At 37.9% G+C, this 25,372-nt stretch carries 28 protein-coding genes and 1 rRNA gene; 7 read left to right on the plus strand and 22 right to left on the minus strand.

The window, feature by feature from the left end; all coding sequences use genetic code 11:
• Positions 1-95: ribosomal RNA gene (locus tag ACE198_RS05065) — 16S ribosomal RNA — on the minus strand; the annotation flags it as partial.
• A 437-nt stretch (positions 96-532) separates the two neighbouring features.
• Between ACE198_RS05065 and ACE198_RS05070 the strand changes: the two genes are divergently transcribed.
• Positions 533-676 (plus strand): hypothetical protein, encoded by a 144-nt coding sequence (locus ACE198_RS05070; RefSeq protein WP_180230280.1) that lies wholly within the window; start codon positions 533-535, stop codon positions 674-676.
• Positions 677-727: 51 nt separating this feature from the next.
• Here ACE198_RS05070 and ACE198_RS05075 read toward each other — a convergent pair whose 3' ends face one another.
• The 6 genes from ACE198_RS05075 to ACE198_RS05100 form a co-directional block, all read right to left on the minus strand.
• Positions 728-1,498, minus strand: a complete 771-nt coding sequence (locus ACE198_RS05075) for a class I SAM-dependent methyltransferase (protein WP_375374861.1) — start codon at positions 1,496-1,498, stop codon at positions 728-730.
• Positions 1,499-1,608: 110 nt separating this feature from the next.
• A complete protein-coding gene (locus tag ACE198_RS05080) occupies positions 1,609-2,361 on the minus strand; it encodes an exodeoxyribonuclease III (RefSeq protein ID WP_375374862.1) in 753 nt (250 codons plus the stop codon).
• 116 nt (positions 2,362-2,477) lie between these two features.
• Positions 2,478-3,278, minus strand: coding sequence for a divergent polysaccharide deacetylase family protein (locus tag ACE198_RS05085; protein WP_375374863.1), 801 nt, complete (start codon positions 3,276-3,278; stop codon positions 2,478-2,480).
• 95 nt (positions 3,279-3,373) lie between these two features.
• Positions 3,374-3,814, minus strand: coding sequence for a peptidylprolyl isomerase (locus tag ACE198_RS05090; protein ID WP_251462790.1), 441 nt, complete (start codon positions 3,812-3,814; stop codon positions 3,374-3,376).
• Between the two features lie 244 nt (positions 3,815-4,058).
• On the minus strand, positions 4,059-4,511 hold the full coding sequence (locus ACE198_RS05095) for a CBO0543 family protein (RefSeq protein WP_375374864.1): 453 nt from the start codon (positions 4,509-4,511) through the stop codon (positions 4,059-4,061).
• A complete protein-coding gene (locus ACE198_RS05100) occupies positions 4,438-5,520 on the minus strand; it encodes a DUF2515 domain-containing protein (RefSeq protein WP_375374865.1) in 1,083 nt (360 codons plus the stop codon). The genes ACE198_RS05095 and ACE198_RS05100 overlap by 74 nt, the downstream gene beginning before the upstream one ends.
• 128 nt (positions 5,521-5,648) lie before the next feature.
• On the opposite strand from ACE198_RS05100, the gene shc reads away from it, so the two are divergent.
• On the plus strand, positions 5,649-7,514 hold the full coding sequence (gene shc / locus ACE198_RS05105) for a squalene--hopene cyclase (RefSeq protein ID WP_375374866.1): 1,866 nt from the start codon (positions 5,649-5,651) through the stop codon (positions 7,512-7,514).
• Between the two features lie 37 nt (positions 7,515-7,551).
• Here shc and ACE198_RS05110 read toward each other — a convergent pair whose 3' ends face one another.
• The 13 genes from ACE198_RS05110 to ACE198_RS05170 all read right to left on the minus strand — a co-directional run bounded on the left by ACE198_RS05110 (position 7,552) and on the right by ACE198_RS05170 (position 19,699).
• Positions 7,552-8,058 (minus strand): mismatch-specific DNA-glycosylase, encoded by a 507-nt coding sequence (locus ACE198_RS05110; RefSeq protein WP_375374867.1) that lies wholly within the window; start codon positions 8,056-8,058, stop codon positions 7,552-7,554.
• Between the two features lie 62 nt (positions 8,059-8,120).
• A complete protein-coding gene (locus tag ACE198_RS05115) occupies positions 8,121-8,705 on the minus strand; it encodes a YitT family protein (protein ID WP_375374868.1) in 585 nt (194 codons plus the stop codon).
• Between the two features lie 110 nt (positions 8,706-8,815).
• Entirely contained in the window at positions 8,816-10,141 is a 1,326-nt protein-coding gene (locus ACE198_RS05120; protein ID WP_375374869.1) for a Na+/H+ antiporter NhaC family protein, read from the minus strand.
• Entirely contained in the window at positions 10,138-12,141 is a 2,004-nt protein-coding gene (gene abc-f / locus ACE198_RS05125; RefSeq protein WP_375374870.1) for a ribosomal protection-like ABC-F family protein, read from the minus strand. Before abc-f ends, ACE198_RS05120 begins: the two co-directional genes overlap by 4 nt.
• Before the next feature lie 136 nt (positions 12,142-12,277).
• Positions 12,278-12,439 (minus strand): RAxF-45 family protein, encoded by a 162-nt coding sequence (locus ACE198_RS05130; protein ID WP_375374871.1) that lies wholly within the window; start codon positions 12,437-12,439, stop codon positions 12,278-12,280.
• A gap of 225 nt (positions 12,440-12,664) precedes the next feature.
• On the minus strand, positions 12,665-13,078 hold the full coding sequence (locus ACE198_RS05135) for a hypothetical protein (protein ID WP_098576731.1): 414 nt from the start codon (positions 13,076-13,078) through the stop codon (positions 12,665-12,667).
• A gap of 27 nt (positions 13,079-13,105) precedes the next feature.
• A complete protein-coding gene (locus ACE198_RS05140) occupies positions 13,106-13,963 on the minus strand; it encodes a peptidylprolyl isomerase (RefSeq protein ID WP_375374872.1) in 858 nt (285 codons plus the stop codon).
• 47 nt (positions 13,964-14,010) lie between these two features.
• On the minus strand, positions 14,011-15,450 hold the full coding sequence (locus tag ACE198_RS05145) for a S1C family serine protease (protein ID WP_375374873.1): 1,440 nt from the start codon (positions 15,448-15,450) through the stop codon (positions 14,011-14,013).
• A gap of 163 nt (positions 15,451-15,613) precedes the next feature.
• Positions 15,614-17,014: an ATP-binding protein gene (locus ACE198_RS05150; RefSeq protein ID WP_375375056.1), complete on the minus strand. Its 1,401-nt coding sequence runs from the start codon at positions 17,012-17,014 to the stop codon at positions 15,614-15,616.
• Positions 17,004-17,705, minus strand: coding sequence for a response regulator transcription factor (locus ACE198_RS05155; protein ID WP_098576727.1), 702 nt, complete (start codon positions 17,703-17,705; stop codon positions 17,004-17,006). The genes ACE198_RS05150 and ACE198_RS05155 overlap by 11 nt, the downstream gene beginning before the upstream one ends.
• A 194-nt stretch (positions 17,706-17,899) precedes the next feature.
• The gene (locus ACE198_RS05160; RefSeq protein ID WP_375374874.1) at positions 17,900-18,466 is read right to left on the minus strand and encodes a TetR/AcrR family transcriptional regulator; all 567 of its coding nucleotides are present in this window, start codon (positions 18,464-18,466) and stop codon (positions 17,900-17,902) included.
• Positions 18,467-18,589: 123 nt separating this feature from the next.
• Positions 18,590-18,787 carry a hypothetical protein gene (locus ACE198_RS05165; RefSeq protein ID WP_098576725.1) on the minus strand — a complete coding sequence of 66 codons (198 nt, stop codon included), beginning with the start codon at positions 18,785-18,787 and terminating at the stop codon, positions 18,590-18,592.
• 354 nt (positions 18,788-19,141) lie between these two features.
• Entirely contained in the window at positions 19,142-19,699 is a 558-nt protein-coding gene (locus ACE198_RS05170) for a helix-turn-helix domain-containing protein (protein WP_375374875.1), read from the minus strand.
• A 175-nt stretch (positions 19,700-19,874) separates the two neighbouring features.
• Here ACE198_RS05170 and ACE198_RS05175 point away from each other — a divergent pair, with 175 nt between their 5' ends.
• The gene (locus ACE198_RS05175; protein WP_098576723.1) at positions 19,875-20,762 is read left to right on the plus strand and encodes a VanW family protein; all 888 of its coding nucleotides are present in this window, start codon (positions 19,875-19,877) and stop codon (positions 20,760-20,762) included.
• 31 nt (positions 20,763-20,793) lie between these two features.
• Here the strand turns inward: ACE198_RS05175 and ACE198_RS05180 are convergent, their stop codons facing one another.
• Positions 20,794-21,063 (minus strand): hypothetical protein, encoded by a 270-nt coding sequence (locus ACE198_RS05180; RefSeq protein WP_098576722.1) that lies wholly within the window; start codon positions 21,061-21,063, stop codon positions 20,794-20,796.
• 244 nt (positions 21,064-21,307) lie between these two features.
• On the opposite strand from ACE198_RS05180, the gene ACE198_RS05185 reads away from it, so the two are divergent.
• Positions 21,308-22,021 carry a class I SAM-dependent methyltransferase gene (locus ACE198_RS05185; RefSeq protein WP_375374876.1) on the plus strand — a complete coding sequence of 238 codons (714 nt, stop codon included), beginning with the start codon at positions 21,308-21,310 and terminating at the stop codon, positions 22,019-22,021.
• A 135-nt stretch (positions 22,022-22,156) separates the two neighbouring features.
• On the plus strand, positions 22,157-22,408 hold the full coding sequence (locus tag ACE198_RS05190; RefSeq protein WP_098576720.1) for a sigma-G-dependent sporulation-specific acid-soluble spore protein CsgA: 252 nt from the start codon (positions 22,157-22,159) through the stop codon (positions 22,406-22,408).
• 270 nt (positions 22,409-22,678) lie between these two features.
• Here ACE198_RS05190 and ACE198_RS05195 read toward each other — a convergent pair whose 3' ends face one another.
• Entirely contained in the window at positions 22,679-23,548 is an 870-nt protein-coding gene (locus ACE198_RS05195; protein ID WP_098576742.1) for a YitT family protein, read from the minus strand.
• A 209-nt stretch (positions 23,549-23,757) separates the two neighbouring features.
• On the opposite strand from ACE198_RS05195, the gene ACE198_RS05200 reads away from it, so the two are divergent.
• Positions 23,758-23,886 (plus strand): hypothetical protein, encoded by a 129-nt coding sequence (locus ACE198_RS05200; RefSeq protein WP_257148652.1) that lies wholly within the window; start codon positions 23,758-23,760, stop codon positions 23,884-23,886.
• A gap of 218 nt (positions 23,887-24,104) precedes the next feature.
• Entirely contained in the window at positions 24,105-25,358 is a 1,254-nt protein-coding gene (locus tag ACE198_RS05205; RefSeq protein WP_375374877.1) for an erythromycin esterase family protein, read from the plus strand.
• The last annotated feature ends 14 nt before the right edge of the window (positions 25,359-25,372 follow it).

Raw genomic sequence — 25,372 nt, forward strand, 5'->3', positions numbered from 1 at the left:
CGTCCGCCGCTAGACTCCGAAGAGTCTCGCTCGACTTGCATGTATTAGGCACGCCGCCAGCGTTCGTCCTGAGCCAGGATCAAACTCTCCAAGAAAGTTGATTAGCTCATTTGTTACGTTGGCTTAGTTTCATATTCAAAACTAAAAGTTATTGTTTGTTTGCACGATTTTGTTTGTTTAGTTTTCAAAGAACAAGTCTATTAATCTTTCGTCAGCCAATCGAGTGATTAGCGACATTTGTTATTTTAACATAACAATTAAACATCGTCAACTTCATTTCGAAATTACCTTTTTAAATCTTTAAATTAGTTATTTCGTTTCAGCGACAATGAATATCATACTACCCCATTAACTATTCGTCAACCATTTTCTTTCAATCTTTTTAATTTGAATTGAATGGTTCTGAAGAAATTACTGGACTTGCAATTATCATTGTTAATAACATACCTATAGAAAAGATAAATAATTAGGTTTAGATTACTTTTTATAGGAAAAAATACTTTTGTACTTGTGTTTTGCAAAAGGAGATGACATGAAAGTGAGTATGGACTTCATGAAAAAAGAGGATGAAAATGGATTCGTTGCTCCTAGTGAACAAGAGCAATTAAATCAATCGGTTTTGGAAGAGAAAATGCCGGAATTTGATGTGATTGGAACAGCTTTGAACGATGTTTAAATGGCAAAAAACCTTTGCAAAAAGAGAAATCCCTCTTTCTGCAAAGGTTTTTTACCTTTTTAATACCTTCATAATAACTGCTTCACCTTGAAATGAGATGACCTGATCATCCGCAATTGACACCCTGAATTTCTCTTTTACTTTTTGAGAGGAGTTTTGGATGTAGTTGGATAACTTATCTTTTTCATTCTCTGGTAAATTCATTCGATTACACCAAGACTCATATTGGAATGTTTTTTCAAATCGATGTATTTCATGAACCTCAAATCCATTCACCTCAAGCATGTGGAGCCATTCACTCTTTTTCCAAGCGCGAAAATGACTGTAGTCGCGCCATTTTTCGACCGTATTATAAAATAAGTCATAGTCATCTTCTTCTGGAACAACATTATCATCAAGTAAAAACTGACCAGATGGCTTTAACACCCGATGAACTTCCTGAACAAATTTATTTACGTTAGGAAAATGGTGCGGAGCAATCCGACAGGTAACAATATCAAATACTCCATCTGAAAAAGGAAGATTTTCTGCATCCCCTATTATAAAATCGACATTTAAATGACCATTAGCTCGAATAAATTTTTCTGCTGCTTTTAACATTTCCGGAGTTAAATCCAAAGCTGTGACTTTCTTAAGCAAAGGAGCAAACGCATTAGCAGTATGTCCTCCGCCAGTAGCAATATCCAGTAAGTCTTCTTCGCCAGTGAACGTCGCCAATTGGACAAGTTTTTGCAAGTCCTTCCCATCCTTGTGGATGGCACTACTCACATAGGAATCAGCACTTTTTCCAAACTGATGTTTTACATCTTTTTTACTATCCATGTCATTTCCCCTTTCCGTAACTTTCTATAATTCAACTATAATGCAGCTACTTCATAAAGAAAATGACAGGTATTTTATGATTTACCATAAGAAAACCTAATTGTATTAAATCAATTGATTTCTAATAGGATTGGACAATGGTCGCTTCCCATTACATTACAATGAATGTCCACATTCTTAAGTCGCTCACGTAACTTTTCAGAGACAATAAAATAGTCAATTCGCCAGCCAATATTTCTTTCCCGGACTTTAGCCATATAAGACCACCAGGTATAAGCGCCCTCTTGATCAGGATGAAAATAGCGGTAGCTGTCGACAAACCCCTCAGCCAGTAAGGCAGTCATTTTCCCGCGTTCTTCTTCCGTAAAGCCAGAATTGCCTAGATTTGATTTAGGATTGCGCAAATCAATTTCCTGATGAGCAACATTCAGGTCCCCGCATAGGACCACTGGTTTCAGTTGATCTAGATCTTTTATATGTTGAAGAATTCGATCTTCCCATTCCAATCTAAAATTAATTCGAGCTAAATCTCTTTGTGCATTTGGGGTATAAACATTAACTAAGAAAAAATCATCAAATTCTAAGGTAAGTATTCTACCTTCGTCTTCAGATTCATCTGTCCCAACGCCATACCGAACGGAAAGTGGTTTGTTTTTTGTAAAAACAGCAGTACCGGAATATCCTTTCTTAATTGCATAGTTCCAATATTGGTGATAACCATCCAACTCCAAATTAATTTGCCCTTCTTGCAGTTTCGTTTCCTGCACACAAAAGATGTCTGCATTAACTTCCTGAAAATAATCCAAAAACCCTTTTTTAACACACGCTCTAAGCCCATTGACATTCCATGATACTAATTTCATTTTTTGCGATTCCTTCTCCCTTAGTTACTAATTATTAATTTGTTTTTGATAGGAGACATTTTATCAGTAATGGTGCAATTGTGAAAGTAGAATGAACGCGAAATAAAAGGCAGTGGTTAACTGCCCTTTTTTAATGGTATAAAGTATTTTTCAGCTGCTTTGCTGGTAAACAGGTTGGAAGCAGGGACAATTTTTATCTTTCGTTTTTCGAATTCATCTATCGATTGGAAAACACCAATCGAACATACCTTTCCTGTAATACCAACATGCCCAATCGCAATTCCTGTACCTTTAATTTCAGTAACCTTTGCTAGTCTAATCATTTGTTTGTACACATGTGAAGAGGAGGAGATGTCGTCTAAAAATACATCCCTTTTAAGGATGGGAACACCTAGCTCTTTGGCTATTTTCGGGAATTTTGTATTTGGGCTCGTCGCACTATCGATGATATATAATCTTTTTTTCTTAGCCACCTCAACGATTGCGCGAACAATTTGTTCATTTTCAACGGCAAGGGAGCCCATATGGTTATTGATTCCTACAGCATATGGAACATCCTTTATTGCATCCTCGACAATTAGTTTTACTTCTGCTGGTGAAAGATCATTCGTAATCGGCCTTGGTCCAAGCCAGGATCTTTTCCCTCTTTTCGGTTCCATCGATAAATGAATCATTACTTCGATGCCGTATTTATGTGCCCATTTAGCATGTTCTTTCGAGTGCTCGGTAAATGGCATGACTGCAGCAGTAATCGGTATATCTCCTTCAAGGAAGTCCCGGACCCCGCCTGTCCCGCCGCCAAAATCATCAATGATAATCGCAGCCTGCAAATTTTTGGCTTCCGCTTTTTCGGCTTTAGCTATTAATTGAAACGAAAAAAACAGGAATGGAATGAGTATAAAAACAAATTTCTTCATAAATGACCCCCAATTTGACTTTTGAGGTTAATTTGCCCTTTCCAATCATAAATTAGACAAAAAAAAGAGAGCAAAGCTGCTCTCCCTTCTAAGGATTACTCCTCATCAAATACTTTAACTTCTTTCATTTTGTCACCATTTTTCATTTTAAGAGCAGTCTCGAGTCCTGATGTCACTTGACCAAAAACAGTGTGAACACCATTTAAATGAGGTTGTGATTCATGAACGATAAAGAACTGGCTGCCCCCTGTATTTTTACCTGCATGCGCCATTGATAATGAACCTGGAACATGCTTGTGAGGATTTCCTTCTGTTTCACAATTAATAGTGTAGCCTGGGCCACCCATCCCAGTTCCCGTCGGATCCCCTCCTTGGCTGACAAAGCCAGGGATGACACGATGGAAAACCACACCATTGTAAAAACCTTCGTTCGCTAATTTTTCAAAATTCGCAACTGTACCTGGAGCTTCATTAGGGTAAAATTCAAGCTCCATCTTTTCTCCATTTTCCATTACTATGTATCCTTTTTTAGCCATTAAAAAACACTCCTTTATGTAAAAATCATTATTATCATACACTTTTCAAATAAGAAAAGAAAGTTTCGCACCCCAATTTTCGATGAATGGTTATATTTCTGAGTTTTTAGTGGTAATATAATAGTACCCCTTCCGAACATTCGCTTGTTGCGGGACACTTAACCACTGTACGGACGGAAGGGGTAAGGTGTAACTAATGGTTACATCGCAAAAGCCGAGATGAAAAATCTCGGCTTTTTGTCTGTTAACCTTTTCGTTTTGCCATCCAGGTGTAAAAAGAATAAATAAGGGCTAAAAATAGCAGGTAGCCATAAAACGAATAAAGGTGTTTCCAGTTCTTAGCGTGTTCAAACCATCCCAATAATTCCGCAAATCTTTCAAAGATGGGCATTAAAAGACTGATGAATAAGATTACTCCTGCCTTCCCCCATTTATTCAACCGGTCCATAACCCGTAGGAAAACGAAAATAAACACCGGTATCACCACAAGTGTAAACCCAATATTAATGGAGAAAACATTTGAGATTGGCCTCATTGGAAACTTATATATGCCTTTACCTACTAAATATAGATCTAAATACGTCGCAAGCAAGGTTGCTAAAAACACCGTTGCAACGGAAGGGTTAGTCCAAAATCGAAATGGCTTTTTTCGCGATGGCTGCGAGTTCGAGTCGTTCAAGTGTTTTACAGTATTCATGTAATATCTCCCCGTCTATTTTTTCATGGTCCTCAATTAAATAGTCCACCACATGATCATCTTCAAACCAATCCCCTTTTTCAGCCTCCGTTTGGCTGACATTCTTCCAAGCGTACTGAAGGGCTGGACTATATATTTTTCTTGCCCGCGGTCTAAGCTGACAGGCTTTTAAACGTGTTTGATAGGCAAATCCCGGAATCCCTTCGTTAACGTTATTAAAAATATGCGGCCAGTAATCCTTCCTTGATCCGGTATGCGGATGGTTTTTTGCCCAGTCTAAAACTTGTTTTAACCGCTCCCTGTTTTTAAAAAGGATCGTATATAATCTTTTTCCAAGTAGAATACGCTCATGTAATGACTCAAACTGATGGAGTGTTTGCCCTGCTAGGTTCTTTTTTCCATAAGGAAAAAGAATATGGTTAAATGAAAGCAAATCTTGGAGGATAAATTCGAATTTATTTAACACACCCTTTTGGTAAAGCGGATTTTGAACTACTCGTTTCTCCAAATAACTTTGTTCATTGATAACCAGGGCGATGGCAAGGATATAGGCTTCTTGGGTATGCCAAAATTGATTCCAAATGGTTTCCATGAAGGTTGAAATATGGAGATAAGAACATAAATAAAATAATGGTTTATTTTGCCTTAAACTCTCCTGATACAGCAAAAATTGCGGGTATACATCTTGGAAAATCAGCCAATTCCCACGCTCTAAAAAGGCAAAAAAGGTTTCACTATCTTTTTTCGAGAGCAAACGGGTGAGAAATTCTCCCTTTAAGTCGGTCATGTTCCAGCCGCCATTACGGGAAACCATATGTCCAAGGAATGCCCAATGAATTTCAGGATGGAGAAGGTAAAATTCTAAGTAGGCCTTTGTTCTTGTGACATTATTTAGGTTATGCACGGCTGTCTTTCCTCTTATTTGCTCTAAAAGAGCACCATCTGCTTCCGTAAGTTTGGGCGGCATCGCTGCTTGTTTGCTCTTATTTTTTAATTCTTCTCTAATCATTTCAAGTGTGGTTTTTTGGCGATTTCTCGTAAAAAAAATGGCTCATGACCTCCTATACGAATTCTCCTTCCACCAATGGAATATGTATGAATGAGAATAGATTTCTGGGAGAGGAATGAGAAATACCTATGATTAATACTAGCAAGGGCATCGATTGGCTTATTGAAAGGCTTCGAGCAGACCAATCTCCCGACGGATCATGGAATTACCCTTTTGAAACAGGATTGTCAACAGATGCCTATATGATCATTTTATTGCGGACATTGGAATTAAATGATGAAGAATTAATTCGAGGCTTGGTGGCGAGGATTTTTAGTAAGCAAGAAAAGAATGGGGCTTGGAAGCTTTTCTACGATGAGGGTGATGGCAACTTGACCGCCACCGTGGAAGCCTATTACGCATTGTTGTATTCAGGGTATGCCAAGAAGGATGACAAGCGTTTACGAGAAGCGAAAAAATTTATTTTATCCAAAGGCGGCTTAGAAGAAGTAAGTATCTTTACCAAAGTGATGCTTTCTTTAACAGGACAATATATTTGGCCAGATTTTTCACCTCTTCCCATTGAATTTATCCTCCTGCCACATTATTTTCCAATTAATTTTTATTCCTTTTCTGTCTTTGGGCGAGCCAATCTAACACCAATTATTCTACTTGCTGATAAAAAGTTTTTTATCAAAACGTCAATGAGCCCTAATCTTTCGGAACTATATTTACACCGGCAGCAGGAAAATCTCTGGTTTCGCTCCTCGGAATACCGTTCCCTGCTTTCATTTATCAAGGATGGAGTTAAAAGATTAATGGGCTTACCTGAACAACTCCATCAGTTAGCGGTCGAACGGGCTAAGAACTACATGCTGAACCACCTCGAACCCGACGGCTCTTTTTATAGTTATTACAGTTGCACCTTTTTAATGATATTTGCTCTGCTGTCCCATGGGTACAAGAAAACAGATCCCGTAATCACCAAGGCTGTGAACGGGTTGCTTGCGATGAAATGCGATATCAACGGCCATCCCCATATGCAGTACACAACAGCAAATGTCTGGAATACTTCATTGATTGGTTATGCTCTGCAATCCGCTGGGGTTGCCTCAGATGACCCAATGGTGACAATGGCCAATCAATATCTTTTAAACCGGCAGCATCATAAATTTGGTGATTGGGTCATTCATAATCCAAAGACATTGCCAGGAGGATGGGGATTTTCAGATGTCAATACGATGAATCCAGATGTGGACGATACAACAGCATCACTTCGGTCTATTTCGAGAATGAATCCTCTTGAAAGGCATGTCTGGGACCGGGGCCTTAACTGGCTTTTATCGATGCAAAATGACGATGGCGGCTGGGGAGCGTTTGAAAAAAATACCGATACAAAATTATTCGAATTTTTCCCCATTGAAAAAGGAGAATTTTTGCTAACAGATCCATCTTGTGCTGACATTACGGGGCGAACGCTAGAGTTTTTGGGGAATTACACGAATCTATCTAGGGACCATAAAGCAATCCATAAAGGGGTGGAATGGCTTTTAAGTAATCAATTGAAGGATGGCTCTTGGTATGGTAGATGGGGAATTTGCTATCTTTATGGAACATGGGGAGCCCTTACAGGGTTACTAGCCGCTGGGATTCCTTCTAATCATGCAGCTATCCAAAAATCCATAAAATGGTTAGATGGTATTCAAAATAAAGATGGCGGCTGGGGTGAGTCATGCCATAGTGATAGCAAAAAGGCTTATGTGCCATTAGGATTTAGCACCTTAACACACACTGCCTGGGCACTTGATGCCTTGATTGCAGCTTCAGAAGAACCTACAGAACAAATAAGAAACGGAATCACCTATTTATTAACTTCCCTCGAAAAAGAAGATTGGACTACCGCTTATCCGAAGGGGCAAGGTATGGCCGGTGGTTTTTACATTCACTATCACAGCTATCGCTATATTTTTCCTCTTATCGCCTTGTCCCACTATAAGAATAAATTCGAAGTATAAAAAACATCGCCGGGGAGCAGCATCACCCGACGATGTTTTATTCTGATAGCAGAGGGACAAGCCCTTTATAAATATTAATAATTTCCTCCAACTTCATACGTACTAGACCACTAGAAGATGGCGCTACGAAATCGACAACCCCTGGAACAATGCTAGTGGTTTGTCTTCCCCACTGAATTACTTTTAACCCACTGTATTGCTGATAGACTCCTTTTCCAACAAAGCAGACAATCTTTGGCTTAAACTGATCAATCTTCTTCTTTAAGATCTCACTTCCCTCTCTATACTCTCCTTTGGTAATTTCATCCGCTGCTTTTGTAGGCCTTTCTACAATATTTGTAGATCCAAATCCTAAATCTAAAAGCTTCGCATCTTCCATTGCTTCATATTTCCGTGGTGTTAACCCTGAATCGTACAATATCTTCCAAAAACGATTGTTTGGACTTGCATAATGATGCCCAAGTTCACTAGAGCGAATGCTTGGATTAAAACCAACAAATAAAATCTTTAAATTTTCCTCGAGAAGATCTCTGAGAGGTTCCATCGTATATCTCCTTATTAACAAGCTTGTTTATATTTACTCATCTTACCCCTAATGTGTAATATTTACTTTATTACATTCTGCTCAATGTTCCTAGTGGTAATCAGACTTGCCAAAAGTCCCACTATTGCAACGATAACAAGCGAATAAAAAAGTTTCACATCTTGCAGCAGGAACAAACCGGTAATAATTATAACAGCATCCATCACAAACATAATTAACCCAACATTCATTCTAGACCATTTAGCAATAAGCAGGGCCAGCAGATCCATTCCGCCTGGACTAATATGATTTCGGAGCATCACCCCAACCCCGCTCCCAATGATTACCGCTCCTATAATCACACTGCTAAGGACGGACAAATGAAACATTCCATTCAATGGCACCAGCAATTCAATCATAATACCGGAACAGATTGCTCCCATCACACCATTAAAAAAATACTCGGGATCTGATTTGTAGGCGTACGTGTAAACAGGAATATTTAGTAAGATAAATGTCATCCCAACTTTAAAACCCAAAATATATTTTAGCAGCAGGCTGATACCAAAAAATCCTCCATTAATGATATGTAATGGCAGAATAAACCCATTAATACCAATCCCGATCATCGTGCTCCCGAATCCTATTATCGCCAACTTTTTCAGCATCTGATCATCCCTTGTCCAAATTCTTTACTACCACATATATGAAAGAATTAGGGACTTCATTCGGAGTGATTAATATCGGATGCAGAAAAGGAGTCGCATCGGACTCCATTTTAGGCTATTACTGCCTGCTTTTCCTTTGATTTTCGTGCTTGTTTCACTAAAGATACTAGAATCGTTATAATGGGTAAAATCCATAAAAAAAGGGCAAATGGAAGGTATGCCATTATTGGTATTCCGACAATGGTACTGCACATAATGGCAAGAACACTCCAAGGCACCACCCCCGGAAACAGCATGGTGGAATCCCCCATAACTCGGGCTATCTCTTCTTTTCCATATTTACTAGACCAATGGGGCAGAAAAGATCTGCCAGTGAGAATAATCGGCAGCGTTTGATTTGCCGCGATTAACGTGATCAAAAATGTCGCCAGCATTGTTTTTAGTGTGTCGCCAGTTAGCGTGCGGGATGATTGTAACCATCTATCTAAATAAGGCTGAATGACATTCATTTCTTCCAAAAGTCCATTATATGCTCCTGCTAAAGCTAGAAATAAGAGCAATTCGTACATATGAAGGAACCCACCGCCTAGACACTCGATTCCATGCCACAATGAGAATACGAGTTTTGGCCACGAAGATCCACTGAAAAGTGCAATGGCTGCTGCTGATAGAATACTTGTTAAAAAAGCATAAACGATACTAATTCTTAAAAGGACAAATATAATTAAGATAAACGGTGGGATAAATTTAATGAGAGAAAGATCATTCCAACTTACAAGTTGCTGCTTTGAACCAGCCGTACCTGAGACTAGATAGTCCGCCGCTCCATAAAAGCAAAAGCATAGAAAAATAGCGGCTAGCGTAGTAAAAAGCATCGCTTTCCATTGTCTTTTTAAGGGCAATTCAACTGTATGTGACAATAGTTGATGGGCGCTTGAAAATGGGGAAGTTCTATCTCCTACAAATGCACCAGAAACTAAGGCGCCTGCCACCAATTCGACGGGAAGTTTCAGAACGATGGCCGTTCCGATGATTGGTATGCCAATTGCACTTAAAGTCCCGACTGTTGTTCCCAGCAGCATGGAAAATACCAAAGCACAGAGAAAGGATAAGACAAAAAAATGATTTGGAACAATAAAATGCAGAGCAATTTCCACCATTTGCTGAATAGTCCCTGCTAAATACCAAGATGGCAGTAAAAAACTCACCAGAAATAAAATTAAGATGACGATTCTAGTTTTGTTCACACCCAAAATACAAATATGTAGAATCTGTTTTAAACGTAAATTTTTTCTCGTAGCCAACCAAGTAAGTACGAGATAGCCTGGAAAAAATCCTATGACTAGCGGATGATGAAAGATGACTGACCAAACCACCCCTGTCAAGGTAACGATTAAAAGGAGCGATACTTGCTTTAAAGAAAAATGAATATTCATACCAACCCATCCTTTATGAAAGAAACATCTCTAATTATAAGGAAAAGCACCCCTTTCGAAAAGTAATTTCTACCACAAAAAAGAAGCCGCAAACTTGCGACTCCATTGCAGCTCCCAAAATGTTGAAGGGGAACTATTTCTTCTAGCTGTTGGTAGAGACGGTCACGGTTATTTTCCCGCTCCTCTAACTCAAAATAAATTCTTTGCAGCAATTCAAGTTCACGTTCCTCACTAAGTTTTTGTTTTAAAAGCTGAATTTCCGCTTCAATTTGCTCAATTTTTTCCTCAATCAAGGCTACCCCCACATCTTCCACCTTTGATGCTTTCGGTGGGGAAGTTTTCGTCAACACTGGCCTTTCCGGCTGTTTTACCTCGATTGTTTCCTCCAATTTGCTTTTCGCCCAATCATAATTCCCATCGAAATAGCGAACAGTCCCATCCTGAAGCCAGTATATTTTCTTAAACAATTTATTGAGAAAATAGCGGTCATGGGACACAGCTAAAATGGTGCCATTAAACTGTTCTAGCGCTTCCTCTAACACCTCACAAGAATCAATGTCGAGATGATTGGTCGGTTCATCCAGAATCAAAAGATTAATATCCTGGTACATCAACTGGGCAAGTCTAAGTCTCATTCTCTCTCCGCCGCTCAGTTGACTGACCTTCCGAAAAACGGCTGGTCCGTAAAATAAAAACCGGGCTAAAATATGACGAGCCTCTCCTTCATTGACGACGACTTCAGACCGAAACACGTCAATCAGCTGTTGTTCGCCAATATCCATAAAGACATGTTGTGACAGATAACCTGCCTTTACATTGCTGCCCACCTTGACAACACCTTTATCTGGCTCCATTTCCTTCAGAATCATTTTTAAAAGTGTGGATTTACCGGTACCATTTTCCCCGACAATTGCAGTGCGGTCCATAAATTGTACGAGCATGTTTACTTTGTCAAACAAGTTCTTCCTTCCAAAACTCTTCGCAACGTCCTCTATGACGATTACATCTTTACCGCTTCGATCATGGGCTTCGAAATCAATCGCCATTTTTTTGACGTCTATTTTTGGGCGGTCTAGTTTTTCAATTCGATCCAGTGCCCTCTGCATATTGGTCGCCCGTTTATGAAGGGCAGCACTTGGTGGATTGGAGCGGTTCGCCCAGTCACGGAGACGCTTTATTGCTTCTTTCATTTTTTTAATTTTTTTCTGTTGTTCTTGATATTCCTGAAATTCTCTTAAGAGCCGTTCTTCTTTTACTTTCACATAACCGCTGAAATTCGTATGGTACAGTTCAATTTCTCCATCTTCCATTTCCATCACTTTCGTGACCACTTCATCTAAAAAGTAACGGTCATGTGAGATGAGAATAATCGTTCCTGTATATTCCTTTAGAAAGGCCCCCAGCCATTCAATCGCTTTCATATCTAAATGGTTGGTCGGTTCATCTAGCAGAAGAAGCTCAGGATTTTTCAATAAACTCAAACCCAATCCAACTTTTGTTTTTTCTCCGCCGCTTAATGATGAGAAGGGTTTATCAAGCAGGTCGGTAATATTCAACCCGTTTGCAATCCTATCCAATTGGGCATCCATTTCATACCCGCCATTTAAGATAAATTCATCCTGGAGCTTTCCATATTGATCCATTAATCTTTGGAGGTGTCCTGGTGCAGCTTCATCTCCCATTTCAACTTCTAATTCTCGAAGCTTAGTTTCGGTGGCTGTTAATTGCTCAAATGCTGTTTTTAGTACTTCTTTACTTGTTAGTTCCTTGAAATCAGGTATCTGGGCCAAGTAACCAATCTTCAAACCCCTTTTCCAATGAATAACCCCTTCATCAACCAATTCTTGGTTAGCTAATAGCTTTAATAACGTTGTTTTACCACTGCCATTACGCCCGACAAAGCCAATCCTGTTCCCTTCTTGTACTTCAAAGGATAGATCTTTAAAAATTATATTTCCGCCAAATGATTTGGTAATATGGTTTACACTGCAAATAATCATGTTCATTCTCCTTATTTATATAAATTAAGATGAACACTCTCTTCCGAATAAAAAAAGCCGCGGGCATCTTTTATGACCCGCGGCTAGTTAAAATTAGGCATGAAAAAAGAGTGCAGATATGCGCACTCTCTTCTGCCTATTTATTGTGGGTAAAGAGATGTGTTATCGTTCCATATTCATTTTGTAATTTTGAAAAAAAGGGCAGACTACCCCCTTTGAAAATTACACCATGAAAAATTGCACGATAAATATTGAGTGCTTCCAACCAAACTAACCGTGCATAAATAGAACGTTTCATCTCTTCTCCACCTCCGTTTCCAATTAGTTAGTTTCATTGTAAATAGTTCTGATACCGATTGCAAGCCTATTTTTTCTGATTAATCTAAAGGTTAGGAATTCAGATTTCGCCGCTTGGGGCGGTTATTTCGCGGACCCTCGGGTGAATTTCGCCAAATTGAAAAGTTATTTCGCCAATTTTTCGTGTTATTTCGCTTAATTGTCACTTTTTTTCGCCAATCCCCATTTAATGAAGGTACTTTTTACGAGATCCCTGCCTTCTGCGATAGACAAACTTCCTAAAGTCATCTTCTTTTAGATTACCATCATAGATCAAAAATAATAATGATTGGTACTCTGGATACCGATCCTTGACGAAAAGGGCGAACTCCTTTCGTTCGCCCTTTTGCATCAATTTAAACTCTTCCTGGTTAATAATATCTTCAATCTTCTTTTCATAATAAGCTTTCGTATCTTCCCACTTTTCCTTGCGATTCTCCAATACATCTCGGGCATACTCAGGCAACTTCTCAATCACAAGATCAATATAGCCCTCTGACCACATAATCATTTTATCCTTTTCAGGAAGTTCAAAAACCATATGCATTAGTTCAAGATCATCTACTGTATCATTCGCTGCAAATTTCCCGACCCGATTCATCTTGTTATTCACCTCGTGACCCTTAGGTTAGACTTTTTCTAAGGTATTCTTAATATCATAACTCTTCTTCTTTTTCTCTAGCCATGTTGCGTACTCTGAGTCAATTTTCTGATCTAGTAATGTTTCTTTTATTTTAGCCTTACTGTCATTATAATTTGCTTCTTTTCCCTTCTTTTTAGCCTCTACTTTAATAATATGGTACCCATACTTTGTCTTTACAGGCTTACTAACTTCTCCGACGGCAAGGCCAAATGCTGCATCATCAAATTCTGTGACCATGGTACCTTTTGCAAAATAACCAAGTTCGCCTCCAGCATCCTTCGTACTCTCACCGGTCGAATATTCTTTCGCTAACTTTGCAAAATCTCCGCCATTGTTTAACTTTTCTTTGACCACATTCGCGGTTTTCTCATCAGCAACGAGAATATGACTTGCTTTAATTTGCTCGGCTTGGGCAAATGTATTGTTTTCATTAAAATAAGTCTTCATTTCCTCATCGGTAATGGTAATTTCCGGCTCCAGCAATTTTTTAATCGTCAAGTAATTTTTTAGATCTTGTTTTAGGTATGTTAAAGAAGTATTGTTGGTTTCAAGCGCTTTATTAAAGGCTTCTTCGCCGCCATATGATGCTTTTAGAGTTTCAATTTCTTGATTCAGTTCACTATCTTTAACACTAACTTTTTGTTTTTTAGCTTCTGCAGCCACAATTTTTTCGCTAATGATTTTATCCACGGTAGCAGGACCGTACTGTTCGACCATTTCACTATATAGCTGGTCTTTACTAATGGCCTCTCCATTAAACGTTGCGACTGTATCCTCCTTCTTAAGGGTGAAACTTAGTAAAATTACTGACGCTACAATAAGTACTGATAGGATTATTACCATTATTTTTTTTGTTTTAAAAATGACATTTTTCTTGATACTCCCTCCAATTAATCCGCAAGTTTCACTTTTACAGTGATTTGTTTTCCATCGCGGTAAACTCCCAATTTTATTTCATCCCCCTTGTTTACTTTCGTATATAGATATTTTCGTAAATCAGAGGAACTGGTAATTTCCGTGCCATTCATGGAAACAATAATATCTTTTACTTGGAGTCCAGCGTTTGCAGCTGCTGAATTGGCCTCAATATTTGTGAGCATAACACCTTTTGTTGTGCTCGGCAGGTTTTGCCAATACATTTGTGCCACTTGATTAAGATCGGCAAGTCCTACCCCAAGATATGGACGGTCGATTTTACCATTCTTAATTAATTCATTTACAATGGGAATTAGATCATTACTAGGAATCGCAAAGCCTAACCCTTCGACACCACTCTCTGAAATTTTCAAACTATTAATGCCAATCACTTGTCCTTGTGGGTTAATTAAAGCACCCCCGCTGTTCCCAGGATTAATTGCTGCATCGGTTTGAATAACATTGGTATCCCAATTTCCTGCAGAGGTTGTAATGGCAATACTTCGGTTAGTTGCACTCACAATCCCTTGTGTGACTGTTCTTGAAAGATCAAGTCCAAGCGGGTTCCCGATGGCATAGACCTGGTCGCCTGGACGAAGTGTTGACGAATCACCAAAATCAGCCGTTGCCGTCACGTATTTGGCGTCAATTTTTAAAACAGCGAGATCCGTTAAAGCATCTGTGCCAACCACTTCAGCGGTGGCTTTTTCACCGTCATACAAAGATACTTCTAGTTTCGTAGCCCCTTCGACGACGTGGTTATTGGTGACAATATAGGCTGTATTATTATTTTTTTGAAAAATAACTCCCGACCCCGAACCGGTTTCCACACTTTGCGAAGAACTAGAATTTCCATAAAAATTATTCTGTTGTTGCTGATAATTGACAATCCCGACAATCGCCTTCGATACCTTTTCAACTGTATCCGCAATCGAATTAGAAGTTGTCGCTGTTGGCTGAGCTACTACAGGTTTGACCGCAGTACCTTGTTGAGAACTAATTGCCTCTTGAGACTCCACTTTCGGGAAATGATCTTTTATGTAGTCTGTATGTGGCAAAATCGCTAATGTCAATACAGACCCAATTACCCCAGCTGCAAGTGTGGAGGCAAATCCCTTTACGTTCCGTTTTTTCATTTTCTTTTGATCCACTTGATTGGTTGTACGCGTTGGTTCCATTCCTGGTGTTACTGTTGATTTCGTTGCAGGTTCAAATTCAGATTGTGCTTCTTGTTCCTCACGATTCCCAAAATCATTAGTTTCCACTGTGAAGGTCGCATCCACTGCATAGGAATTTTCTTCTGTATGGTTGATTTTGATTGACTCCTCTAATTGTTCTTTTGCTTTTGTAATTTCTGTTAAATCAGATGTATTTGGTTGATCTTTATCAAATTCATTATCATTTTTATAATCCATTTTCATTCAATCTCCTTTAAGCATTCTTTATCTTGTCTCTACTTTACCTTGCAAATCTTAAGAAATTATTAACAAACTATAACGGCTTTTAGAAATATCTACGAATTTTTATCTTTATTGAATAAAAAAGCTGCAGGCACCAGCCCACAGCTTCTCGCAATTTTTATAGTTTAATGACGAATTTTGTTCCTTTTCCCTCTTCACTGAAAACATTAATTTCCCCATTATGAAGGAGAACCAATTGCTTAACAATCGAAAGGCCCAATCCAAATTCTCCATAAGGATTACTGGTCCTAGAGATATCAGCCTTATAGAATCGTCGCCAGATGTTTTCTATCTCACTCGGATCAATGCCAATCCCGGTATCCTCCACTTCAATAATGGTCGACTGCCCTTCCGTTCGCCCGCGAAGCCAAATCGTCCCGTTCGTGGTAAATTGAATGCTATTTTTGGTAATATTAATTAAAATTTGAATCAGCCGGTCATAGTCAGCATTTACAATAACTTCTGGTTCAACCTCAATTAGAATCTGATTATTTTTATCCTCTGCTTGCAGCATTAATTGATCTTGAATAATCTCAAATGCCTCAAGGAGCTGGATATCTTCTCTGTACAACCGAATTTGATTGGAGCGTATTTTGTCATAATCCAAGTTTTCATTGACAAGGCGAATAAGTCTTTTTGCTTCTTGACTTACAAGATTTATTCCTCTTTCTTTATCTTCCTCGGGAATCATATCATTTTTCAAGCCTTCGATGACGCCGCTAATAGTCGTTAAGGGCGTCCGCATTTCATGGGAAACATCCGATAAAAATTGTCTTCGTCTATTTTCTAGACTTTCAATTTCCTCCATCGAGGTATTAATTTTATTAACCATATGATTAAAATCATTTGCTAATTCACCAATCTCATCGAAATTCGAAGATGCAACGTGGACATGATAATTTCCCGCTGAGACAAGTGAGGTTGCTTCACGAAGACGTTTAATCCGGTGCACATGAATTCTTGATAAAAACCAGCTAAGCAGAAAGGAAACAACTAGCGCAATAATAATGGCGTACATAATATACTGATTGACACGATGAACCATGGCACTAGAGCCGCTAATCGGTGACGTTAATAGAATTCCACCTATAAAGGTTCCATTATTAAGATACGGTAAAACAACAAAGGTAACCCCTTCTTGACCGAACCTTTTAAAATCACTATTTACCACAAGGGTTCGACCTTTAGAAATCCGATCCCAATCCTTGTCAGACAAACCTCCAATAGCTGGACCCTGTTTTCCAACAGCGTATAGTTTTCCATATTGATCAAAGATACTAAAGCTCATTTTTCTTGTTGTCAACACCGAACTATAACGATTAATAATTTGGTCCGCCGCTTGTGGAGATTCATCAATCTCGGAAAGAATCGCCTTCCCGTAGGATATCAGTTCATTTACTTTATTTTCATAGACCAAATTTTCAACATAATGCGCAAACAATAAACTTAATACTAAGAAAGCAACAATTATAATACTGATATGACTGAAAAATTGTTGGTAAATGTATCTAAACTTCATCCGTTTTAATTGACTCATCAAACTTATACCCTACCCCCCATACAGTATGGAAGAATGGCTGTGCAGTTGTTTCAACTTTTTTCCGAAGTCGTTTAATATGGACATCCACCGTTCGTTCGTCCCCATAAAACTGATAGCCCCACACTCGTTCCAGAAGTTGCTCCCTTGAGAATACTTGGCGGGGATGTTCAACCATATAGTAAAGTAAATCAAACTCTTTTGGTGTTAAATTTGTGACCGGGGTACCGTCGACGATCACTTCACGTGTATTTTTGCTAATTTTAAAATGTTCTGTCTGAAGGAAATCGCCACTTTCCTTAGGTACTTGGGGTTGGAACCGCCGTGTTACTGCTTTAATTCTTGCCATTAATGTCAGCGGACTGAATGGCTTGGTCACATAATCATCCGCACCCATTTCAAGACCAAGCACCTGGTCAGACTCACTGTCTTTGGCTGTTAACATGATGATTGGAACCGTATAATTTTCTTGACGAATTTTACGGCAGATGGTTACTCCGTCCATACCCGGGAGCATCCAATCGATAATAGCTGCATCCCAAGTCTCTTCTTTAATGCGGTTGTATCCTTCGAGTCCGTCATTCACAAACTCACCATCTATCCCTTCTTTGGCAAAAAACATTTCAATCATGGAACAGACACTTTTATTATCTTCGATCACTAAAATTCTCAAAATAATTCAACTCCTACTAATACCTAAAATGTTCTTTTTATTAAGTTTATCTCAAAATTTAAGCATATCAACTATAAACACCATTCTTCCATACTAATTAATAGTTTGTTCATAGTTTATTAATATTTCTCCACAAAAAAAGGCTTGAATCACTTCAAGTCCCCTTAAAATATAGTGTACTATACCTTTTATCTTTAATTGTCTTGAATTCCTTTTAAGATCATTTCGACAAAAATCTCCGCAACTTCTTCGTCTGTGCAGTTTCCATCTGGATTAAACCATTGGTAACTCCAATTGGTAATACCAAGAATCCCCATAGTAATTATAGGGGCATTTAGATCAGCACGGAGCTCCCCATTTTTCATACCGGAACGAATTAATCCTTCAATGTTTAGTCGGAATTGGTCTCTTTTTTGTTCAATTATTTTAAGATGCTCGGGACTTAAATTATTCATTTCCCGAAAGAAAATTTTAGCAGCCGCACCTTGGGTTGTTATATTCGTAATTAGCATATAAACATTCGCAGATAATTTTTCCTTGAATGATTTTGAAGTGTCCTTTAATATATGGTCCTGATTATGAAGTAAACCGTCTATATAACCAAGATGGATATCCATTAGTAATTCTTCCTTACTCGAAAAGTAATAGTAGAAAGTTCCCTTTGTAACACTAAGTGAATCAACGATGTCTTGAATGGACGTTTCGGTAAAACCCTTTTTTTCAAATAGACTGATGCTTTGTGCTGTAATTTTTCCCTTCACATTATGTCCTCGCATTCTCTTATATGTCTAATGAGAATTATATCATATTCAATAATGCCCCTTAAGCACCAACGAGGATCTAAATTGTTTTAGAGTATTCATTCTCAACTAACGAAAATCCCTTTAATACCTTTTTGTTAATGATCTTTTTTGCTTGTTCATTACTTCATACGACTTTTCAATGATATCTGTTAGTACATCTCCTTTATAGATTCGACCAAGCTTTAATCCTTGTTGGTAATATTCAACGATTTCATCTAGCAACTTCGAAGTGTCTTTTGTAATTCTTACATTTAATTGAATTCTTTCGTTTTCAGACATGTTATTCACTCCTATATATCCATTAGCAATCTGCTAGCACTTTTCTATCCTGTTGTTATCATCTATTAATATACTATATTTCAACAAATTTTTCAGCAGAAACAAAAAAAATGATCATCAAAATGATGACCATTTCAGACTGTCGACAATCTCGAAGGATTCGAGGTTAAAAATCGACAGTCTTTTTTGTTTGGCTAACTACATTATACTAGTCAGTTGATTTCCGTTCCAGCCGGCTTCGCTTTCCGCGGGCGGTTCGGGGAGCCTCCTCAACGCTTTCAGCGCCTGCGGGGTCTCCCCTGTCCCGTACTCCCGCAGGAGTCTTCGCCGCCTTCCACTCCAATCAACTTGTACTTACATATCATTTTTCTTAAATTTCTTTTTCTCTGGAATCACGATTGTAGCTACTGTCCTTCTTCTCCTCCCCTCTTTTGGTTCGTTTTTAATAACTTTTTGATAAACAGCTGAAAGTTCGTTTATAAATTCCACATACTCCTCGTCATTTAAGTGGATGGATGCTTGTCGGAATGTGACACCATCGGTAACTAGATCGATGCTGTCCTGATCTAAGTATCGATCATATTCGCCCATTAAATTGGCCATAAATTTAATAAAAAGGCTCATATGTTCATCTCTTGAAAGCTTATTTAAGTCTTCAGGTCCAATGGATACCTTGTTAGGATTATGAATGGAGTAAACTTTTTCGACTGTTCCTCTTATTGGAATTTCATCTACTATATGAATGACTTCTGCTTCAACTAATTTTTTTAAGTTGCGATACAATGACGCTTGCGGGATATCTGGTAGAAATTCTTTTAATTGCTGCGCTGTAAGTTGTTGGTTAATTAAATACTGGATGATTCTCATTCGAACAGGATGCAAAATAACGTCAACAGTTGATTCATTTATCATATTAAATTAGCTCCTATATATTATCATTCTCAATAATGAGAATATTATATTCTTTGATTGTTGTAAAGAAAAAAAAGGAAATTACTTTTTAATTTTTCAAAAATGATTGAATCTGTTTTGTGATTACATGAATTAGCTTACTTCTACCAATATTATAGTGAGGGGGTTGCTAAGTATGATTTTATCATTGTTAATGGGATATTTCCTGTTAACCCAACCGGTTACTAATGTACAAGATCGTCTAACTATCACCAAGGACGGCCATACAGTAACTACGATTAATCGTGAGGATTTCACCTATTCCAAAACCGGCCTGCCATTATTAAATTCTAGAAAGTACAGTAGATTTTTGGATAATTTAAACAAACAATTTTCCATTGAACCAAAAAATGCCAGCTTGGATCAATATGGTGGTATTATTCCAGAAAAAGCCGGGTCTCAAATCAATCATCAAGCATTTACAGAGAAATTTTATGCTTATATTTTTAGTTCTAGACAAGCAAAGGTCATGGAATTACCTTTCCATGCAGTTTATCCAAAGGTGGATAGCGAATTACTTAGTGATATTCGCAGTATGAGAATTGGGCGTTATGTTACGTCTTTTAATCCCAGTAATAAAAAAAGATCTACCAATATAGAACTGGCAACAAAAGCAATTAACAACCAGGTGGTTTTTCCGGGTGAAACATTTTCCTTTAACAGGGTAGTTGGTAAAAGAACAGCTGCGAAGGGCTATTTACGTGCCAAGGTCATCGTAAGAGGAGAATTCTCAGAAGACATTGGCGGTGGGATTTGCCAAGTATCCTCAACCCTATATAACGCTGTAGATAATGCAGGCATCAAGATTGTAGAGCGGTTTTCTCATTCCAGAAAGGTCCCTTATATTCCACCTGGACGTGACGCAACGGTTAGTTGGTATGGAGCCGATTTCGAGTTTAAGAATACCTATAATCAACCCGTATTAATTCGAGCAAGGACATTAGGCCATCTGTTAATAATAAGTGTATACTCTTCTGAAAATATTAATTACATACCGAAAAAAGTCCCAGCTCCACCATATTAAAAAGTCCGCAGCCAATGTGCGGACTTTTTTCTTATTGTTTTTTATTATTTAATGCACTCATTAATAGCTCCTCTGAAAACTCTGTTAATGCAGCATTATCCATTAGATTAAGATTGGTTTTAGGTGTGAAATTTTTTACCATATTTTTAAAAGGAAGTGCAACGTCTCTACGTTTTCCCTTTGTCACTCCAAAAACAGCAGCACTTAAACCAATGCCTAATAGAGAGGCCCACATTGCTCCTCTACTTTTACGTTTTCTTGCAAACATTTTGAGAAACGGTTGAGCTTTCATTTTTTTCATCTAAAGCACTCCTTCAAATTGAAATGGAAAGGATCCTGCCCTTCCATTTCTTTAATTTGCGCTTATTAAAAAGAGAATATAGCAAGAAATAAGAACTTAATTAGTTATTTACTGGTATGTCGGTTCCTTTTCAGTTTACATTACACACTTATTTATCCTTTTATTATTCAGACTAATTTGAAAGAACCTCTCACCTATATTTTACATAAACTGCTACAAGATAAATGAGGTGGTGTCTTTATTTATGGGAGGTTTAACTTATTTTGACTTCTTAGCCAAATTTGGGGTGGGTGGAGCACATCCTGGTGGAATTCCATTAACAAAAAATATTTTGTCCAATGAAGATATTACAAATAAGTCACGTATCCTAGATGCCGGCTGCGGCACAGGCCAAACAGCAGCATTTCTTTATCAGCATTATTTTGCAAAGGTAGTTGGTGTGGAGATTAATCCAATCATGATTGAAAAAGCAAAAAATCGATTTCAGTCATTAGGTTTACCAATCAAGTTAATCCAAGGGTCTGTTGAAAAACTTCCCTTTAAAGATGATACTTTTGATTTTATTTTATCAGAATCTGTATTAGCCTTTGTTAACAAACCTGTTGCGATTAGTGAATTTTTTCGGGTTTTAAAAAAAGGCGGACGGCTGATTGCCAATGAAATGACCATTAACTCAAAAATAAGTCCTCAAGAGGAATCTGAAATAATGAAGTTTTATGCTCTGGATTCTTTATTGTTGGAAGATGATTGGCGAAATTTATTTATTCAGGCAGGATTCAAAGATATTGTTATTAAAACAGAAAAAACGAATATAAGTCATGGTAATAATACCACTGAATTTCATTTCTCGAACAATTTTGAACCTGAATTATTTCAAATTTTAAATGAACATGGGAATATCATATTAAAGTATCAGGATGTTTTAAGCCATCGAATAATAACCTGCTCAAAACTTTAATTTATTGAAGCCTCTCTCCTCTAATGGTGAAGTGGCTTTTTATTTGAAGAAATACGGTTAATAATTTTTTTCTTATCAGATGAATATTAATAAGGTCTCGCCCTAAAAATATGAGGTGAAAGGAACGGTGAAATAATGGATAAGACGTTGGGTTACTTACGAGAAATTTTGTCAAATTACACAGATGATCATTCGGAAGGCGGTCATATTTACCGTAAACTAACCGAAGGCCAATATACCTCTGAAGGGTCCTTTGTTCGAGATTTAAATCAAAAAGAAATCAATTTTCTAAATAAAATACTTCCGAAAGAAATTAGTTATGCTAAAGAAGAGCAGGATGAAAAAAGAGCATATGAATTGAATGAAGTTTTCGAGCTTTTATTCTAAAACTGGCAAAGAAAGCGCTTTCCACACAAAAAGATGGCAGGATTTTCTGCCATCTTTTCTGGAAATAATTCATATTTTGTAATTTTATTTCCTAGGTAAGCGCAAGGTACGACAAAACGCCGACTAATCACCACGCCGATTCCGCAATAACCGACATAATACAATAAGAAACTACATAAGTTCTTCTTAAAAATCTCCCCATAACGACAAAATACATACTTCGCTCTTTGTTTCCATCAGATTATTCGAATGAAATTGTGATTGCAGCATCTAATGGATATCTTTTTTCTTAAATCTTCCACCACGGACTTCCGCAATATCCGCTACTGCTAAAAAGGCACTATCATCATTTTCAGTCACAATTTCCTTTAATTTTGCTTCCTCAAGACGATTGATCACGCAAAAAATAACTTTTTTATCATCACCTGAATATGCACCTTCACCATTAATATATGTTACACCACGACCGAGACGATTCATGATTGCGTCTCCAATTTGTTTTGCATTATCACTTATGATCCACACCGATTTGGATTCATCAAGCCCTGTAATGGTAATATCAATTGTTTTGTAAGCTACAAAATAGGCAATAAGCGAATACATTGCGCGGTCCCAAGTGAATACAAAACCTGCACACGCTAGAATAAAGAGGTTAAAAAACATAATGATTTCCCCAACAGAAAAAGGGAGCTTTTTATTAAATAGAATCGCTAGAATCTCGGTACCATCCAACGAGCCTCCATACCGAATGACTAATCCGACTCCAATACCAAGAGCAATCCCCCCGAATACCGTTGCAAGTAGAATATCTTGTGTAAAAGCTGGGACGGGATGCAGTAAAGTGGTTCCAATCGAAAGTATGATGATTCCATAAAGAGTGGATAAGGCGAAGGTTTTCCCTATTTGTTTATAACCAATAAAGAAAAAAGGTATATTAAGAATAAAGAGGAACATCCCTAATTTCCAACCTGTTACGTACGAAAGCATAATAGAGATTCCCGTGATACCACCATCAATTACATTATTAGGAACAAGGAATATTTCTAATCCTACGGCCATTAAGGCTGCACCAAGTGTAATTAAAAGAATTCTTTGAAAGATCTTCCTCTTCGTTAATCTACGATGCTGAATTTTTGCCATAATTGCTTCCTGCTGTTCGATTAAAGTCAATTCTTGTGTTCCCGACATTATCTGGCCCCTTTCAAAAATAATTTCCTACTTCCATTATATCGGATTCATCCTGCTAATTATAATCAAATGCTTATTTATTTCCTTACAAAATGAAAAAAGAGTTACCTCAATGTATGAAGTAACTCCTGAATTTAATTTACATCTTAGGAGACCCAACCATGACATTAGTATATCAAGATCCAATAATCAATCAGCTAATGTGTGTTTGTTCCGTTGAAGGAATTAATTCACATGGAATTAATGGAATTCAAATTCCCAAAAGAAACAAATTTTCGGTTTATCGATAGAGACTCATTACTTACTCGTTCACAATCGGAACGAACACGTATGGTTGAGCCTCCTAAGATGTGAATGTTTATTTCTATCTTTTACACTTATATTATAACACGGGACTTTTTTAATTTACGGACTAGAAGTGTCAAATATGTGAATTTTTGGATATGTAAGTGTTTGAAGTGAGGGGTAACTTATCTTTAAGTAAAATGGAAAGGATGCTTAACATCTTATGCTTAAAGCTATTAATAAATATGCGAAACCTTTTAACACAACTGATGATCTCGATCCATTAATTGATGCAATTGGTGATGCAAAATATGTCCTCCTTGGGGAATCTTCTCACGGAACCTCTGAGTTTTATTCACTCCGAGCAGAGCTATCCAAAAGATTAATTAAAGAAAAAGGCTTCTCTTTTATTGCAGTTGAGGGTGATTGGCCCTCATGCCAGAGTATCAATCAATACATTAAGGGATTTAACCATTTGACGAACGACGTACGGAGAGTACTGGAAAGCTTTAATCGCTGGCCTACTTGGATGTGGGCAAACCAAGAAATGACCGGACTTATTGAGTGGCTGAAGGATTATAATCAACAAACTAATCTTTCTCAAAAAGTTGGTTTTTATGGTTTGGATGTCTATAGTCTTTGGGAAAGTATGGATGAAATTATTCGCTATTTAGAAAAAACGAATTCCAGGAGCCTGCAAGCCGCGAAAAAAGCTTTTTCGTGTTTTGAACCCTTCAACCGCAATCATGAATCCTATGCTGTTTCGGCAGGATATCTCTCTGAAGACTGTACGAGAGAAGCACTCGAACTTCTCGCCTCCATCCAGAAAAACAAATGGAAATTTGAAGACAATCAGGAGAGCAGCTTAAATATGGAGGTAAACGCCCTTGTTACTGCAAATGCTGAAGAATATTACAGGACAATGGTAAAAAGTGACTCTAAATCCTGGAATGTCCGTGACCACCACATGGTAGAAGCGCTCAACTCCGTGATGAACTTTTATGGAGATCGTGGAAAAGCAATCATCTGGGAGCATAATACCCATGTCGGTGATGCCAGGGCAACGGACATGAAAGAAGAAGGAATGGTAAATGTCGGACAAATAATTAGGGAACAAAAAGGATCGGAAAATGTGTACATCGTCGGGTTTGGAACCTATAGCGGTACGGTAGTTGCATCGACTGAATGGGGTAACGACGTTCAAATCATGCAGGTACCCCCTGCTCAATTAGGCAGTTGGGAATCACTAATGCATAAGACCAGTCCGGCTAATAAATATTTACTTTTTACTGATCAGAACCGTCAGGAGTTTTCGACCACCATTGGTCACCGTGCAATCGGTGTAGTTTACAGGCCAGAATACGAACATTTCGGTAATTATGTTCCCTCGAACATGGGGCAGCGGTACGACAGTTTTATCTTCTTTGATCAAACAAAAGCATTGCAGCCACTTATTTTAGAACATGTGCTTACATGAAAAAAAGTCTTCCT

The organism is Neobacillus sp. KR4-4, from assembly GCF_042136325.1.
GTDB lineage: Bacteria > Bacillota > Bacilli > Bacillales > Cytobacillaceae > Neobacillus.

Excerpts from the sequence above, each read along its gene's own strand:
- ACE198_RS05070 (WP_180230280.1), top strand. The coding sequence starts at position 533 with ATGAAAGTGAGTATGGACTTCATGAAAAAAGAGGATGAAAATGGATTC.
- ACE198_RS05075 (WP_375374861.1), bottom strand. The coding sequence starts at position 1,498 with ATGGATAGTAAAAAAGATGTAAAACATCAGTTTGGAAAAAGTGCTGAT.
- ACE198_RS05080 (WP_375374862.1), bottom strand. The coding sequence starts at position 2,361 with ATGAAATTAGTATCATGGAATGTCAATGGGCTTAGAGCGTGTGTTAAA.
- ACE198_RS05085 (WP_375374863.1), bottom strand. The coding sequence starts at position 3,278 with ATGAAGAAATTTGTTTTTATACTCATTCCATTCCTGTTTTTTTCGTTT.
- ACE198_RS05090 (WP_251462790.1), bottom strand. The coding sequence starts at position 3,814 with ATGGCTAAAAAAGGATACATAGTAATGGAAAATGGAGAAAAGATGGAG.
- ACE198_RS05095 (WP_375374864.1), bottom strand. The coding sequence starts at position 4,511 with ATGAATACTGTAAAACACTTGAACGACTCGAACTCGCAGCCATCGCGA.
- ACE198_RS05100 (WP_375374865.1), bottom strand. The coding sequence starts at position 5,520 with ATGATTAGAGAAGAATTAAAAAATAAGAGCAAACAAGCAGCGATGCCG.
- shc (WP_375374866.1), top strand. The coding sequence starts at position 5,649 with ATGATTAATACTAGCAAGGGCATCGATTGGCTTATTGAAAGGCTTCGA.
- ACE198_RS05110 (WP_375374867.1), bottom strand. The coding sequence starts at position 8,058 with ATGGAACCTCTCAGAGATCTTCTCGAGGAAAATTTAAAGATTTTATTT.
- ACE198_RS05115 (WP_375374868.1), bottom strand. The coding sequence starts at position 8,705 with ATGCTGAAAAAGTTGGCGATAATAGGATTCGGGAGCACGATGATCGGG.
- ACE198_RS05120 (WP_375374869.1), bottom strand. The coding sequence starts at position 10,141 with ATGAATATTCATTTTTCTTTAAAGCAAGTATCGCTCCTTTTAATCGTT.
- abc-f (WP_375374870.1), bottom strand. The coding sequence starts at position 12,141 with ATGATTATTTGCAGTGTAAACCATATTACCAAATCATTTGGCGGAAAT.
- ACE198_RS05130 (WP_375374871.1), bottom strand. The coding sequence starts at position 12,439 with ATGAAACGTTCTATTTATGCACGGTTAGTTTGGTTGGAAGCACTCAAT.
- ACE198_RS05135 (WP_098576731.1), bottom strand. The coding sequence starts at position 13,078 with ATGAATCGGGTCGGGAAATTTGCAGCGAATGATACAGTAGATGATCTT.
- ACE198_RS05140 (WP_375374872.1), bottom strand. The coding sequence starts at position 13,963 with ATGGTAATAATCCTATCAGTACTTATTGTAGCGTCAGTAATTTTACTA.
- ACE198_RS05145 (WP_375374873.1), bottom strand. The coding sequence starts at position 15,450 with ATGGATTATAAAAATGATAATGAATTTGATAAAGATCAACCAAATACA.
- ACE198_RS05150 (WP_375375056.1), bottom strand. The coding sequence starts at position 17,014 with ATGAAGTTTAGATACATTTACCAACAATTTTTCAGTCATATCAGTATT.
- ACE198_RS05165 (WP_098576725.1), bottom strand. The coding sequence starts at position 18,787 with ATGTCTGAAAACGAAAGAATTCAATTAAATGTAAGAATTACAAAAGAC.
- ACE198_RS05170 (WP_375374875.1), bottom strand. The coding sequence starts at position 19,699 with ATGATAAATGAATCAACTGTTGACGTTATTTTGCATCCTGTTCGAATG.
- ACE198_RS05175 (WP_098576723.1), top strand. The coding sequence starts at position 19,875 with ATGATTTTATCATTGTTAATGGGATATTTCCTGTTAACCCAACCGGTT.
- ACE198_RS05180 (WP_098576722.1), bottom strand. The coding sequence starts at position 21,063 with ATGAAAAAAATGAAAGCTCAACCGTTTCTCAAAATGTTTGCAAGAAAA.
- ACE198_RS05185 (WP_375374876.1), top strand. The coding sequence starts at position 21,308 with ATGGGAGGTTTAACTTATTTTGACTTCTTAGCCAAATTTGGGGTGGGT.
- ACE198_RS05190 (WP_098576720.1), top strand. The coding sequence starts at position 22,157 with ATGGATAAGACGTTGGGTTACTTACGAGAAATTTTGTCAAATTACACA.
- ACE198_RS05195 (WP_098576742.1), bottom strand. The coding sequence starts at position 23,548 with ATGGCAAAAATTCAGCATCGTAGATTAACGAAGAGGAAGATCTTTCAA.
- ACE198_RS05200 (WP_257148652.1), top strand. The coding sequence starts at position 23,758 with ATGACATTAGTATATCAAGATCCAATAATCAATCAGCTAATGTGTGTT.
- ACE198_RS05205 (WP_375374877.1), top strand. The coding sequence starts at position 24,105 with ATGCTTAAAGCTATTAATAAATATGCGAAACCTTTTAACACAACTGAT.